13 protein-coding genes and 1 pseudogene are annotated in these 14,588 nt (G+C 61.7%); 5 read left to right on the top strand and 9 right to left on the bottom strand.

Going from position 1 to position 14,588, the window contains the following annotated elements:
- The first annotated feature begins 165 nt into the window (after positions 1-165).
- Positions 166-939, top strand: coding sequence for an NAD kinase (locus tag NKJ17_RS21485; RefSeq protein WP_352508554.1), 774 nt, complete (start codon positions 166-168; stop codon positions 937-939).
- Between the two features lie 73 nt (positions 940-1,012).
- On the opposite strand, the gene NKJ17_RS21480 is transcribed toward NKJ17_RS21485, so the two are convergent.
- Together NKJ17_RS21480 and NKJ17_RS21475 are read right to left on the bottom strand one after the other, a co-directional pair.
- Positions 1,013-1,669 (bottom strand): outer membrane protein, encoded by a 657-nt coding sequence (locus NKJ17_RS21480; protein ID WP_352477471.1) that lies wholly within the window; start codon positions 1,667-1,669, stop codon positions 1,013-1,015.
- A gap of 68 nt (positions 1,670-1,737) precedes the next feature.
- Positions 1,738-2,034 (bottom strand): hypothetical protein, encoded by a 297-nt coding sequence (locus NKJ17_RS21475; protein WP_352508556.1) that lies wholly within the window; start codon positions 2,032-2,034, stop codon positions 1,738-1,740.
- Between NKJ17_RS21475 and NKJ17_RS21470 the strand changes: the two genes are divergently transcribed.
- A complete protein-coding gene (locus NKJ17_RS21470) occupies positions 2,021-3,616 on the top strand; it encodes a DEAD/DEAH box helicase (protein ID WP_352508557.1) in 1,596 nt (531 codons plus the stop codon). The two genes, NKJ17_RS21475 and NKJ17_RS21470, sit on opposite strands and share 14 nt — an antisense overlap.
- A gap of 45 nt (positions 3,617-3,661) precedes the next feature.
- Here NKJ17_RS21470 and NKJ17_RS21465 read toward each other — a convergent pair.
- Positions 3,662-5,673: pseudogene (locus NKJ17_RS21465) on the bottom strand (BTAD domain-containing putative transcriptional regulator).
- A 175-nt stretch (positions 5,674-5,848) separates the two neighbouring features.
- Between NKJ17_RS21465 and NKJ17_RS21460 the strand changes: the two are divergent.
- Positions 5,849-6,091 (top strand): YjiS-like domain-containing protein, encoded by a 243-nt coding sequence (locus tag NKJ17_RS21460; RefSeq protein WP_352689927.1) that lies wholly within the window; start codon positions 5,849-5,851, stop codon positions 6,089-6,091.
- A 25-nt stretch (positions 6,092-6,116) separates the two neighbouring features.
- Here the strand turns inward: NKJ17_RS21460 and NKJ17_RS21455 are convergent, their stop codons facing one another.
- Positions 6,117-7,010, bottom strand: a complete 894-nt coding sequence (locus NKJ17_RS21455) for a LysR family transcriptional regulator (protein WP_352508558.1) — start codon at positions 7,008-7,010, stop codon at positions 6,117-6,119.
- A gap of 120 nt (positions 7,011-7,130) precedes the next feature.
- On the opposite strand from NKJ17_RS21455, the gene NKJ17_RS21450 reads away from it, so the two are divergent.
- Both NKJ17_RS21450 and NKJ17_RS21445 read left to right on the top strand, forming a co-directional pair.
- Entirely contained in the window at positions 7,131-8,015 is an 885-nt protein-coding gene (locus NKJ17_RS21450) for an NmrA/HSCARG family protein (protein WP_352508559.1), read from the top strand.
- A gap of 48 nt (positions 8,016-8,063) precedes the next feature.
- Entirely contained in the window at positions 8,064-8,336 is a 273-nt protein-coding gene (locus tag NKJ17_RS21445) for a DUF2798 domain-containing protein (RefSeq protein WP_352508560.1), read from the top strand.
- Between the two features lie 90 nt (positions 8,337-8,426).
- On the opposite strand, the gene NKJ17_RS21440 is transcribed toward NKJ17_RS21445, so the two are convergent.
- The 5 genes from NKJ17_RS21440 to NKJ17_RS21420 form a co-directional block, all read right to left on the bottom strand.
- On the bottom strand, positions 8,427-9,074 hold the full coding sequence (locus tag NKJ17_RS21440) for a YiaD family glycine zipper/OmpA-like lipoprotein (protein ID WP_254817106.1): 648 nt from the start codon (positions 9,072-9,074) through the stop codon (positions 8,427-8,429).
- A gap of 174 nt (positions 9,075-9,248) precedes the next feature.
- A complete protein-coding gene (locus NKJ17_RS21435; RefSeq protein ID WP_254817105.1) occupies positions 9,249-9,617 on the bottom strand; it encodes a GFA family protein in 369 nt (122 codons plus the stop codon).
- 195 nt (positions 9,618-9,812) lie between these two features.
- Positions 9,813-10,199, bottom strand: a complete 387-nt coding sequence (locus NKJ17_RS21430; protein WP_352508561.1) for a hypothetical protein — start codon at positions 10,197-10,199, stop codon at positions 9,813-9,815.
- Positions 10,200-10,669: 470 nt separating this feature from the next.
- A protein-coding gene (gene prfB / locus NKJ17_RS21425; RefSeq protein ID WP_254817103.1) for a peptide chain release factor 2 occupies positions 10,670-11,801 on the bottom strand; the annotation gives its coding sequence in 2 pieces (ribosomal slippage) (positions 10,670-11,734 and positions 11,736-11,801; 1,131 coding nt in all).
- 166 nt (positions 11,802-11,967) lie between these two features.
- Positions 11,968-14,424 (bottom strand): penicillin-binding protein 1A, encoded by a 2,457-nt coding sequence (locus tag NKJ17_RS21420; RefSeq protein WP_352508562.1) that lies wholly within the window; start codon positions 14,422-14,424, stop codon positions 11,968-11,970.
- Between the last annotated feature and the right edge of the window lie 164 nt (positions 14,425-14,588).

Here is a 14,588-nt window from a genome sequence, read left to right as displayed (position 1 = left end):
CCGACACGATGCGCGAGTGCGCCATGTTCGGCCGCCATATCAAGACACCTCCCGCCCTTTGCAGAAATGCCCACCCATGCTAACCCGGCGCTGGCGCGGCCCAGCAACCGGTCGCCGCCAATCGGTCGCCAAACGGTCGTCGCCAATCGGTTGTCGTTGAGAGCCATGAGCAAAACCGCCAACCGTTTCGCCTTCGTCTCATCCGGTACAGCCGACGCCAATGCGGCGCTGGAAAGCCTTTCTGCGCGTTACGGCCAGGCATCCGTCGAAGAAGCCGGGATCGTCGTGGCGCTCGGCGGCGACGGCTTTCTGCTGCAGACCCTGCGTGAGACGATGAGCACGGGAAAGAAGGTCTACGGCATGAACCGTGGCACCATCGGTTTCCTGATGAACGAATACCGCGCCAGCGGCTTGACCGGGCGCATCGCGGCGGCCATTGCCGAAACGATCCGCCCGCTGGAGATGCAGGCAGTTACGGCGGAGGGCGAGACGATTTCGGCGCTGGCGATCAACGAGGTCGCGCTTTGGCGCCAGTCCTACCAGACCGCCAAGATCCGCATCACCGTGGATGGGCAAGAGCGGCTGGAGGAATTGCACTGCGACGGCGTGATGATTGCGACGCCGGCCGGCTCGACCGCATACAATCTGTCCGCGCACGGGCCGATCCTGCCGCTCGACGCTCCGCTGCTGGCGCTGACTCCGGTCAGCCCGTTTCGTCCGCGCCGCTGGCGCGGCGCGCTGCTCTCCAACAAGGCGAGTGTGCGTTTCGACATTCTGGAGCCGGAAAAGCGGCCGGTGAACGCCGCCGCCGACCACACCGAGGTCAAGGCGGTGACGACGGTCACGGTAAGGGAATCGCCGACGGCAACGGCGACGCTGCTGTTCGATCCCAACCATTCGTGGAACGAGCGCATTCTCGCCGAACAGTTCAGGTATTAAACGACAAAAGTAAAACCCGGCACGAGGCCGGGTCCAGTGCAACACAAAGTCTCGCCGCAACCGATCCTTACGATTAGAACTTGTAGTTCAGGCCGACAACTCCGGTGTGTATCCGGACCTTTGCCTCGACATTCTCGCCGCCGTCGACCGTATAATCGCCCTTGCCTAGATCGAAATACTTGTATTCGCCCTTGAGCGACCAGTGATCATTAAAGGCATATTCCAGGCCCGCACCCAGCGTCCAGCCTGCTTTGGTCTTCGTGGTATCGTTCGTCCCGACGGGACCACTGGTGCCAATCTCTATGGTTCCATAGCCGAGACCACCGGTACCGTAAATCAGCAGCCTGTCCATCGTGTAGCCAATTCGACCCCGCAACGAACCGAGCATCTTTACATCGGACTCGCAAGTGTAGGCTGGGTTTGGGCAAGATGTGTCCCCATCGATCTTGGCGGCCGCGATATCCGCCTCGATACCATAGACTATATTTCCGCTCTGGAAATTGTAGCCGGCCTGAACGCCGCCTAGAGCACCGCTGCCATCGTGATCAGCCGTCGCCCCGTTAAGGCTATATTCCCAGTCCACCTTGCTTTTGCCGCCGCCGACATGCGCGCCTAAATAAAAGCCCGTCCAGTTGTATGTTGACGCAACCGGCAACTCCACGACGTCGGCCGCCATCGCCGGCATCAAGGCAAGTGCCACAAATGCGGCAGAGAGAAGAATTTTTTTCATGATGTGGCCCCTCGACTAAGAAAAATGGATGAATCATTCGTGTCAAGGTTTCTGCTCCAACTCAAATCCTAAATGCAATTTTGCCGTGCAATCGGGATGAATGCAGCAAGGCGTTGCTGATCCGCAACACTTGCGCTGGTGCGGAAAAAACTGTTGCCTTCCTGGAAAGTCGGCATCGGCGATGCGGTAACCATCGCGATTAAGGTTACGACTTCACAATCGTGCCAATGCCGCCCGTTTGTGTTGACAAATCGTGGGCTTGCGCCTACCTGCAATACCAATCTTGCAGGCGCGCGGCGCTTGCCGCGACTGCTTACGTTGCGCCCCCGAACCAGCCAAAGACCGCCAAACTTGTCCTCAGACACCCAGATCGCTCAAGAAGCGTTGACCTTCGCAGACCTCGGCCTGTCGCCGAAGGTCCTTTCCGCAGTTACCGATGCCGGCTACACCGAGCCGACGCCGATCCAGGCTGGTGCTATCCCGCACGCCTTGCTCGGCAAGGACGTGCTAGGCATTGCCCAGACCGGCACCGGCAAGACGGCGTCCTTTGTCCTGCCGATGCTCACCCGGCTGGAAAAGGGCCGCGCCCGCGCCCGCATGCCGCGCACGCTGATCCTCGAGCCGACGCGCGAGCTCGCCGCGCAGGTCGAGGAAAACTTCGTCAAATACGGCAAGAACCACAAGCTCAACATCGCGCTGCTGATCGGCGGCGTGTCCTTCGACGAGCAGGACAAGAAGCTCGAGCGCGGCGCCGACGTGCTGATCGCGACGCCAGGCCGCCTGCTCGACCATCGCGAACGCGGCAAGCTCCTGCTCAACGGCGTCGAGATCCTCGTCATCGACGAGGCCGACCGCATGCTCGACATGGGCTTTATCCCCGATATCGAGCGCATCTGCGAAATGATCCCGTTCACCAGGCAAACGCTGTTCTTCTCGGCGACGATGCCACCGGAAATCACCAAGCTCACCGAGAAATTCCTGCACGCGCCGGTGCGCGTCGAAGTGTCGAAGGCAGCATCGGCCGCCACCAACATCACCCAGCGGCTGGTGAAATCCGGGCCAAAACCCTGGGACAAGCGCGAGACGCTGCGCAATCTGATGAAGGCCGAGGATGCCGAGCTGAAGAACGCCATTATCTTCTGCAACCGCAAGATCGAAGTGTCGGAGCTGTTCCGCTCACTACTGAAATATGATTTCGACGCCGGCGCTCTGCACGGCGACATGGACCAGCGCGCGCGCATGCAGATGCTGGCCAATTTCCGTGACGGCAAGCTGCGCTACCTCGTCGCTTCGGACGTCGCGGCGCGCGGCCTCGACATTCCCGACGTCAGCCATGTCTTCAACTACGACGTGCCGATCCACGCCGAGGATTATGTCCACCGCATCGGCCGCACCGGCCGCGCCGGACGCTCGGGCAAATCCTTCACCATCGCGACCAAATCGGACACCAAATACATCGACGCCATCGAACGGCTGATCGGCACCAAGATCGAGTGGCATGACGGCGACCTGTCGACAGTCGTCGCCAGCGAGGGCGGCGAGGACGAGGCCCCGCGCCGTGGCCGTGGTGCGCCACGCCGCGCCGGGCGCAAGGACGACGCCAAGGACAGGGGCGAGCGCAAGCCGCGTGAACGCCACGCCAAGCGCAGCGAAGAAGCAGAGCCGGGAGCGGTTAGCGAGGAACAGCCGGTCGTGGCCGAAGCCGCAGTCGCCGACATCGGCGAGCGGCGTACCCGCAAGGAGGCGATCCGCTCGGAAAACAGCGAGCGCCAGGCTTCACCTGAACGGAAGGCTTCGCCCGATCGCAACGAACGGCGCGCGCCGGAACGTGGCGACACCAGGCCGCAGCGCGAGCGCCCTGCCCGCCAGCGCCAGGAAGACAACGACGCGACCGTCGGCTTCGGCGACGACATGCCGGCCTTCATGCGGATCGTCGCCAAGGTCTGATATCCAGCTTGCGCGTCCCATGGCCGCGCGAAGCGTTGCCGCCAGTCAGTCCGGCAGGCCCGCCTTGCGAAGACCTTCGATATATCTGCTGCGATCGTCCGGTCGATAAAACGGCGGCAGCACCTCGGCGAGATTCGAGAGCCGCAGCGAGGGATCGACCTCGCAGACCCGGGCCATAATCTGCTGCGCTTCCGACAGGCGCCCCGCCAGGGCATGACTCGCCGCCACTACACGCATCGCGCTCACGCAGTTCGGTTGGTACCGTAGCGACTTTCCCGCCCAAGCGGCGGCGTCATCGTAGTGGCCGGCACAAAAATGAGCGAGCCCGGTGTTGAATTGCCAAGCGAACAGACGTGGATCCAATGGGCTTAGGCGCATGGCAAGCGCGGCGTGCTCGACGGCCTTGCCTGGCTCGCCAGAGCAAGCCTTGACCCAGCTGCTTAGGCCCCACGCGGCCGCTAGATTCGGGTTGAGAACGAGCGCGCGATCGATGCAAGCCGCACTGTCGTCAAGGTCGCCACCTACGTAGCCGAGGACGTATCCACCGAAGGAAAGCGCAATCGCATCGTCCCTTCCGAGTTCGACCGCTCTCCTGGCCAGTCGAGTAGCCTCGGCATTCTCTTTCGCGCGGTCGACCATCCAGCCGTTGCTTTTTCGGGTGGCGTAGCACCGCGCCGCCCGCGCATAGGCTGCGGCAAACTCCCGGTCACGGTCGATCGCTTTCATGAAGAGGCGCAAGGCATCGTCGATGGCCGATCTACTAGTGATCGTCCGGTCAAAGGCCGCCAGCCCGCGGAGGTAGTAATCATAAGCGTGAGGCTTTCTGTCGGCTTGCGTTTGGCACGCTCGATCTCAGCCTCCTCCATTTTCGGTGTGATTGCACCGACAATACTCGAGGCGACCTGGTCCTGCAGATCGAAGACTTCGGCGAGCGTCCCGTCAAAACGGTCGGCCCAGAGATAGGCCTCCGTCGAGGTGTCGATGAGCTGCCCGGCGATGCGCAGGCGGTCGCCCGCCCGGCGAACACTTCCCTCGACCACATAGCGCACGCCCAGCTCACGCCCGACCTGCTTTATGTCTATGGACCGTCCCCTGTAGGTGAAGCTCGAATTCCGTGCGACTACGAACAGGTGCCGAAAGTGAGCCAAGGCGGTGACAATGTCTTCCACCATGCCGTCGGCAAAATATTCCTGCTCGATATCACCGCTTAGGTTCTGAAACGGCAGCACCGCAATCGATGGCTGGTCGTCGCGCCTCGTCGGGACTGCCAGAACCGGCGCCAGTGATGCGGCGCCAGAGCTTGGCTCCGGCCGCTGATGTTCAGGTCGTTCACGGGACTGCAGGGAAGCCGCCAGCGAGCTTGTCTGCTCTTCAGGCTCGGCGTTCAGATGTTTCCTTAAAGCTGCCCGACACAGCTCGAACTGACGCAAGGCGGCGTTTTCGTGGCCTCGATGAGCGTGGATGCGGATCAGCGCCCGATGGGCTGCCTCCGCCGTCGGATCCGAGGCGAGCAATCTCTCCGCGAGCCCTTCGCAGGCCGTCTTTTCGGCTGAGCCGGGTGCGGGCAGCGCCAGGCTCAGCCGGTCGACCAATTGCAGCGCCTTGCGCTGATACTTGCTCAGATACGGTCCAAACCACTCGTCCAGTTCGTCAGGGATGGCTTGCCCGGCAAGCAGCTCGCCGCGGTAGAGATCGGCGGCGAAGGCGAGATCGGCGGTTCGGCCCTGCTCCAATTTCCTGTCGAAGATCGAGATGTCCGCCTCATCCGGACCGGCAATAAGTGCAACGGTTTCCTGATCCCCATAGATGTAGACGGCTGCATCCGAGCTGGCGGGGAACGTGCGCCTGATGTCGACTAGCGCTTGCCGCAAACTATTGCGGGCCTGCCCGTTGCTTCGCCCCGGCCAAAAGGCTTCGGAAAGCTGCTCGCGACCATGGCCGCGGCGGCCCGCGAGAACCAGGGCAGCAAAAAGGAGCGAAGTCTTGCGTGTGGCGAACCGGACAGGCCGGTGCTCCGGGGAAGTAACCTCCAGGCCACCAAGCAACCGGATGCGCACAAATCGTCTCCAGACTTTGACCGCGGCGACAGAATAGCATCTCGGTGGATCGATTTAACACCGATTTAACGGCGGCTCGTCGGACTTCTCCCAGTTGTTCACGCTCAGCCGAACAGGCCGAAAACGTCTGCGTGGCACGCTCCCATGCGCAAACTCGAAATGGGAGACCAAAACAATGGCTCACTCGGAAACTCGCGCCGCCCGCAGCATGTCCAAACGCTTGCTTGGGTCTAGCCTGAAAGGCGCAGCAATGATGATCGCTGCCTTCACGGGATGGCGGCGGACCGCCGCAAGACGGAGGGCACTGGCAGATTTGACGACCGATCAGTTGAAGGACATCGGTCATTCGGAGGTCCATCAACCCGCACTCGATGCCGCCACGGCTGTTCTAGTCACGAACTTGATGTCAATGAGGTAAGCTCGGCGTTGAGTTTGGTCTGCGCCTAAAGGTTCTTGAGTTCCAGGCGGGATGCCAACAGGTCCAGAAAAGCGCGGACTTTGGCCGAGGATGATCTGCCTTCCGGCCACACGGCGTGTATCGGCACCGGCACTGGCTCGAATTCGGTCAGAGCCAGTTCCAGGCGGCCGTCGTCCACCAGGTGTTTTACCTGCCAAAGCGGCGAGTAGCCCAAACCCAATCCGTGAACCGCGGCTGCATAGATCGATATCATCAAATTTGACCGGAAGGTGCCCGCGACCTTCACCGGCCGGGGCTTGCCTTCTATCTGAAACATCCATTCGCCTGGGCGGCCGTCAACGGTTCGTACGATGCATTCATGCTCGCGCAATTCGAGCGGATGGGCCGGTCGGCCGTGTTGCTGGAAGTAGGCAGGTGCGCCGAACACCACGCGCCGCAGTGCGCCCAGGCGCTTCGCACGTAAATTGGAATCCGGCAAATTGCCGATCCTTACCGCCAGATCGAGACCCTCGGCATCGAGATCGACAAATTCATCGGAAAGCTGGAGGTCAACCTCGACCCGGGGATATGTCCGCATATAGTCGGCGATAACCGGCACGAGGAAGTCCGGGCCGAACAGAACCGGGGCGCTCATGCGCAGGATGCCGGACGGCTCGGATCGTCGGTTGGCCGCCTGAAGCCTGGCTTCGTTAATCTCCTCGACGGCGGGTTTGATGCGCTGGAAAAAGGCCGCTCCGGCTTCGCTCGGCGTCGAGCGGCGTGTGGTCCTGTGCAGAAGCTCGACCCCGATCGATTCCTCCAATGTCGCCAGGGACCGGCTGACCGACTGCAGCGAACGGTTCAGCCGGCGTGCGGCAGCCGTCAGGCTGCCATGCTCGACAATGGCAATGAAGGCTTCGAAATCGTCTATCCGGCTCATCGCCTATTTCTCCCGAAAATCGGGATAAACTATCGCAAAATCGATGAATTGTAACGCAGTCCGCTAGATTTTATCTTCCCTGCACAGGCCGAAAGGCAGACTCGAGGGAAGGAGATCGTCATGCGAACACCCAGTCCAACCGTCCTGGTCGTAGGCGCCGCAGGCCGCGTTGCCGGTTTGGTGGTGCCTGAACTCGTCCGCCGCAATGCCAGGATTCGGGCGCTTGTTCGTGACGCCGCGAGTGCCGAAAAAGCCCGGAAAGCCGGCGCATCCGAGATCGCGATCGGAGATCTGCGCAACCATCAGAGCCTTGAGCAGGCCGTGAAAGGTGTCGACGGTGTCTTTCACATCGGACCGGCCTTTGCTGCCGACGAAGCCGCCATGGGGGTTGCCATGGTTGAGGCAGCGGCGCGAGCGGGCGTTCGAAAGTTCGTCTTTTCGTCGGTGATCCAGCCGACCAATACGAGGCTGGAAAACCATGCAAGCAAGGTACCCGTCGAAGCTGCCCTCTATTCGACGAACATGGAATACACCATTCTGCACCCGGCCAATTTCATGCAAAATATCGCGGCGGCCTGGCCGTCCGTCGTCGAGCACGGCGTTTTCGCCGAGCCGTTTCCAAGGACGGCGAAGCTCGCCCGCGTCGACTATCGCGATGTGGCTGAAGTGGCGGCAATCGCATTGACCGAAGCGCGTTTGTCCTATGCGACCCTCGAGCTGTGCGCCGACGGTATGCACAGCCGCGAAGAGGTCGTCGCCATGATGAGCGAAGCGCTTGGCCGGCCGGTTTCGGCGGGCGAGCCGACATTTCAGGACTGGGCGGCGAAGGCCCGCCTTCCCTATACCGACAGGCAGTTGCAGATGCTGGCCAAAGTACACAGCCACTACGCCAAATACGGCCTCGGCGGGAACAGCCTGACGTTGCGTGCCGTGCTTGGCCGCGAGCCGCGTTCGCTGCGAAGCTTCATTCGGGAACTGGCGCTGCAGACGGCATATGCCGCCTGATCGTCCTCACAATAACGCCTACGCATATTTTCTGATTAGGAGACTTCGATGCAAGCATCACCGGACCAAGCCTTCAAGTTGAAAAAGCTGCCGCCCTCCTACGGCGCGGTGGTGATGCCGTTGGTTCTTTCGATTCTGATGTCGTCGATTGTCTCGGCGGTTTCGACGGCAATCGGCGCAGGCTGGACCAACGGGTTTATAGCGGCCTGGAGCTATGCATGGGGCGCTTCATGGCTTGTTGCGTTTCCCAGTCTGCTGATTGTGCTTCCGATCGTGCGCCGGATCGTTGCCGCGATTGTCGATCAACCGGCCCGGTCCTGACATCACGAATGAAGGGTGCCGGCGGCCATAGGGCCGGCCTAGCCATTAGAGCGGCCCCTTGCGAGGCCGCTGCCGGTTTGTGCGCTTGCCTCAGGTAAGCGGCGACAGCTGGATCTCGACGCGGCGGTTCTGAGCCCGGCCGGCAGCGGTCGCGTTGGAGGCGATCGGACGCGTCTTGCCGAAGCCGGTGACGGCGAAGCGGCGGGAATCGACGCCCTGTCCGGACAGATAGTTGGCGACCGCCAAAGCACGGCGCTGCGACAGGTCGAAATTGTGCTCGTCGCTGCCGGTCGAGTCGGTGTGGCCGAACACGTCGACCGTGGTCTGGCGGAACTTTTTCAGCACAAGGGCCACTGAATTCAGCACCGGATAGAAACCGGCCTTCACCGCGTCCTGGTCGACGTTGAAGGTAATGTCGGACGGCATATTGAGGATGATCTGGTCGCCGGTGCGGGTGACGCTGACGCCGGTGCCCTGAAGCTGTCGGCGCAGTTCGGCCTCGTTCTGGTCCATGGTGGCACCGATGGCACCGCCGGCAAGCGCGCCGATGCCCGCGCCGATCAGCGCGTTGCGGCGGTCGTTACCGCCGGCTAGCATGCCGAGCCCGGCACCCGCCAAAGCACCGAGACCGGCGCCGGCAGCGGTGTTGGAAACCTTCTGTTCCCCGGTGTAGGGATCGGTGGTGCATGCGCTCACGAGCACAGCCGTCGCCACGACGGCGAGCACAATCTTTTTCATATGGTGGTCCCTCTCCATTCCACGGCCGCGCAACGGCGCACCGCATCAGCCCTTCCAGCGACTTGTAACATGAAATGCGGCGAAAAGCGGACCAGCAAAAGCCGTTGCCGCGGCTTTTCCCGGCCCAATTCCACACGCCTGCGGCGGCTCGTGCGACCACCGCAATTCGACCGGCTACCAGAGATTCTTGCCGTCGATGACCACCACTTCGACCGTGTCGAGATCGAAATCGTCGAACAGCCGCGAGTTCACGCTGATCTTCGGATTGTCGAAATTCGGCTCGCCTGTCGACCAGTCCGGCGTCTCGGTGAAGGTGCCACAGCCGCAGGTGGCGCAAAAACCGTGTTTTATGGTTTTCGATCCCCACAGGTAGAACGAAACATTCTCCGGCGGGCTGGTGAGTCTGAATTGCGATGGGGTGTAATAGGCCCACAACGAACCGCGTTTCGAACAGAAGGAACAGGTGCATCGCGTCACTGTCTGCGGCGCTTGCGAAACCTCGAATGTCGTCGCCTTGCAGTGGCAGCTTGCCTTGATGGTCATGAATTGGTCCCTCACAATGCCGCCGCCCGTACGGCAAAGGCAGCATAAAGAAACGCTCCTGACAACTGCCGGTCAGCAGGCCTGTGAGCCTGCGATGCACAGGTTAACAGTGCTGGAGTGCCGATCGAAGGCTCATCGATCCAAAGCCGCCGCACACCCTCGGGTCACCCGTCGGCAAGCTTTGGGCGTCATGCGCTAATAGGACGATGGCGGCACGAACAGGCAGATGGTCTTTCCGTCATTGGCACCGGCAACGGAGCACCAATGATATTCGCCGTCGGGCGAATTCTTGATCCGCTTGTCGCTATAGGCCACGACCTCCCCGGTTCCTTTGATGACATAGCCCTCCGGACGTTCGCTGATCGATGTCTGAGAGACCTCGCGGCAATCATAGCCCGAGCAGCAGGAGAACGGATAGCTCCAGCCTTGCGGCATGGCCGCGGTCGGTTTGGCATCATGCGCCAGAGCAGGCGCCGCAAATGGAATGGCGGCAGCAATCAAAACCACTGCCGCGACAAGTGAATTCAGGAGTCGGCGCGCCGTGCGGGCGACTGAGGCCGGTCTGGTTGTGAGAGCAGGCATGAGCGCAGTTCCTATCAACGGTTGTCAAGCATCTCGCTTGCCCGTTCCCGGAACGTGTCTTCCCAGTGGCCGGATCGTCAGGTCGCAGATACGCCGCGTCCGGCCATAAATGCTTTTTCCTCCCCAGCGCATGAATGCTGGGCTGATTCCTTGGCTGGCGCAAGCAATTGCTGTCGCAACCGAACGCCGACCTCTGCAGTCGGAACCAACCTGCCGCCCTGATTGACGAAACCTGGTCAAGCCCGGCAACGGGATCGCCAATAACGGGATTTGGCTCGCGCTGGTTCCAGGCTTGGCACCGGCGGCCGGCGACATCCGCGTCAAAAGCGGAAATCGATCTTGAAGAATCCGATGAAAAACAAAGTTGTAGAACGACAGGTAAGTGCGAATTGAGAGCTCGTCACTCTCGCGCGGTGGCCGTAACGCTCGCGTGATGAACCCACGTTCCTGCCGGATTGGTGCCCGGCGCCTCAGTCGATATCGGCCACCGTTTCGCCGGCGCCACCTTCGATCCGCTGCGACAGCGAGGCTTCCATGAAATCGTCGAGGTCGCCGTCGAGCACGCTCGACGGGCTGGTGCTCTCGACGCCGGTGCGCAGATCTTTCACCAGCTGATAGGGCTGCAGCACGTAGGACCGTATCTGGTGGCCCCAGCCAATATCGCTCTTCGACGCTTCGGTGGCGTTCGCCACCGCTTCGCGCCTCTTCAGCTCTTCCTCGTAAAGCCGCGAGCGCAGCATTTCCCAGGCCTTGGCCTTGTTCTTGTGCTGGGAGCGCTCGGCCTGGCAGGCAACCGCGATACCGGTGGCGAGATGGGTTATGCGCACCGCCGAATCGGTGGTGTTGACGTGCTGGCCGCCCGATCCCGACGACCGATACGTGTCGATACGGACGTCGGATTCGGAAACGTCGATGTCGATCGTATCGTCGATGACGGGATAGACCCAGACGCTGGCGAAGGAGGTGTGGCGGCGCGCATTGCTGTCATAGGGCGAAATCCGCACGAGACGATGCACGCCCGATTCCGTCTTCAGCCAGCCATAGGCGTTGTGGCCCTTGATCAGCAGCGTGGCGGACTTGATGCCGGCTTCTTCGCCGTCATGCACTTCAAGCACCTCGACCTTGAAGCGCCGGCGCTCGGCCCAGCGCGTATACATGCGCAGAAGCATCGAGGCCCAGTCCTGGCTTTCGGTGCCGCCGGCGCCGGCATGGACCTCCAGATAGCTATCGTTGGCGTCAGCCTCGCCCGACAGCAGCGTCTCGATCTGGCGCGCCTTGGCCTCGCCGCGCATCGAGCGGATCGCCGCTTCGGCCTCCGCGATGACGCCCTCGTCGCCCTCTTCCTCGCCAAGCTCGATGAGGCCGATATTGTCTTCCAGGGCCTGGGTGAGGCCTTTGACCGCGGCAATGCCTTCCTCGAGGCCCTGACGCTCGCGCATCAGCTTTTGCGCTTCCAGCGGCTCGTTCCAGAGGCTCGAATCCTCGGCACGGACGTTCAGGTATTCAAGCCGCTTTATGGCTTGGTCCCAGTCAAAGATGCCTCCTCAGCAGGGTGATTGCCTGCCTGATCTCGTCGACAATGTTTTGCGTTTCCGCGCGCATGGCTGGCTGTTCTGTCCTGTTGCTGGATGGCGGTTTGGTGGCGCGATACATAGGGACGGCACAGTCTCCTGTAAAGCGCCGGCCCTGTAATGTACCGGCCCCTGTAAAGCGGAATGGACCGGCTCGACCATCATCGTCAAGCCGGTCCGACCCGATGCAGCGATTATCAGTAGAGCCCGCCGCCGCCCGACTGGATGGCCTGGTTGGCCTGCGGCGACAGCGCCCCGCCGGTGGCGTTGGAGCCGTCCGCACCCATGCCGATCACCCAATAACTGTCGGCGGGACCGGTACCCGGCTTGAAGGCTTCGATGATGGTTCCGGCGTCGCCCGCGTTGGCTCGCATGCCGGTCTTGCGATTGATCGCAATCAGCTTCATGCCTTCCGGAACCTTGAAGTCGACATTGGGCGTGCCGTCCAGCGCCACGCGCATGAAATCCTTGAAGATCGGCGCGGCGAGGCCGCCGCCGGTCGCGCCCTTGCCAAGGCCTTTCGGCTGATCGTAGCCCATATAAAGGCCGACAACGAGGTTCGGCGTATAGCCGATGAACCAGGCATCCTTTTCGTCGTTGGTCGTTCCGGTCTTGCCGGCGATGTGACGGCCGAGCTCGTTGATGGTGGCGCCGGTGCCGCGTTGCACGACGCCCTCCATCATCGATGTGATCTGGTAGGCGGTCATCGGATCGAGCACCTGCTCGGAATTGTCGACCAGCTCCGGCTCTGGCTGGTTCTGCCACTCGGCGGCGTTGCAGTTCGAGCATCCGCGTTCGTCCTGCCTAAAGACGGTCTTGCCGTAGCGGTCCTGGATGCGGTCGATCAGCGACGGCTTGATCGACTTGCCGCCATTGGCCATGATCGAATAGGCCGACACCATGCGCATCACCGTCGTCTCGCCTGATCCCAGCGCCATCGGCAGATACGGCGCCAGATGGTCGTAGACGCCGAAACGCTCGGCATACTCCACGACCAGCTTCATGCCCATGTCGTTGGCAAGCCGCACCGTCATCAGATTGCGCGATTTCTCGATACCGGAGCGCAAGGTCGCCGGGCCGGCAACCGTTCCGTCGTAATTCTTGGGCGTCCAGGTCGTGTTGCCGCTCTGGATGGTGATCGGCCCGTCCATGATCACGGAGGCGGGCGTATAGCCATTGTCGAGGGCGGCCGAATAGACGATCGGCTTGAACGACGATCCGGGCTGGCGCATGGCCTGCGTCGCCCGGTTGAACTCCGACTGCGCGTAGGAGAAACCGCCGACCATGGCCAGGACACGTCCGGTATGCGGATCCATGGCGATCAGGCCGCCTTCCACTTCGGGAACCTGGCGCAAGCTGTAGCTGTTGTCCGAGCCCTCGTTCTTCTGCACGAAAATCACGTCGCCCGGCTTCAGCACGTCGGCCGGCGACTTCGCCTTGACGGTCCTGCCGTCGACGACGTGGCGCATGGCGAAGCTCATGTCTTCCTTGCTGACGGTGCCTTCGACGCGGTCCTTGACGATTTCACCGGAGATCTGGCGCGTCGGCTGCAGGCCGATGGACAGGCCGGTGGCAGAGCTGTCGAGCACGACGGCGAGCGACCATTCCGGCACGTCCTCCAATCGCTTGACGTTGCCGAGCGGCACGCCCCAGTCGCCGGAAATGTCGATGCTCGTGACCGGCCCGCGGTAGCCGCGCAACGTGTCGAACTTCATGAGACCGTTCTGCATGGCCTTGCGGGCAATCAGCTGCATCTTCGGATCGAGCGTCGTGCGGACGGAAAGGCCGCCTTCGTAGAGCGCATTCTCGCCATAGCGCGCGATGATCTGGCGACGCACTTCCTCGGTGAAATACTCCCCGGCGAAGAGATAGTTGCCGGTGCGGCGCGGCGTGACGCCGAGCGGCTCGGCCTTGGCCTTCTCGCCTTCTTCATGCGTGACGTAGCCGTTCTCGACCATCTGGTCGATGACCCAGTTGCGGCGCTCCAAGGCGCGATCGGCATGCTTGAAGGGATGGTAGTTGTTCGGCCCCTTTGGCAGGGAGGCGAGATAGGCGGCTTCGGCAACGGTGAGCTCGTTCACCGATTTGTCGAAATAGGTGAGTGCAGCACCGGCGACGCCATAGGCGCCGAAGCCGAAGAAAATCTCGTTGAGATAGAGCTCGAGAATGCGATCCTTCGAATAGGCCTGCTCGATGCGGAAGGCGAGGATCATCTCCTTGATCTTACGCTCGTAGGTCTGATCCGAAGACAACAGGAAGTTTTTTGCCACCTGCTGGGTAATCGTCGAGGCGCCGACCTGGCGCTTTCCCGAGCCAACATTCTGCAGGTTGACGACAATGGCGCGGCCAAGGCCGGTCACGTCGATGCCGGGGTGATTGTAAAAATTCTTGTCCTCGGCCGACAGGAAGGCCGCCTTGACACGATCCGGGATCGCCTGAATCGGCAGATAAAGCCGCCGCTCACGCGCATATTCGGCCATCAGCGCGCCATCCGACGCGTGGATGCGGGTCGTCACCGGCGGCTCGTATTTGGCCAGCACCTCATAATCGGGCAGGTCCTTCGACAAATGGCCGATATAGATCGCCACGCCCGCCGCGACCAAAAGGGCCAGCGTCGTGCCGATGCCGAAGAAATAGCCAATGAGACGAATCATACCCGCTCCAGTCCTTGGTTCGGGAATTTCCTAAACGAAGCCGCCCTTCACGCAAGCTTTCGGGACGATCCCAAACCGTAATCGCAAAATCCATGTCGCGACCATGTGGGCAAAATACGGCGGCGCGGGATTTCGGTTTCGAATGCCGGAAATAAAAGCACAGG

Origin of the sequence: Mesorhizobium sp. M0208, assembly GCF_040322015.1 — a bacterium.
Taxonomy (GTDB): domain Bacteria; phylum Pseudomonadota; class Alphaproteobacteria; order Rhizobiales; family Rhizobiaceae; genus Mesorhizobium.
This window is presented reverse-complemented; position numbering and strand designations above follow the sequence as displayed.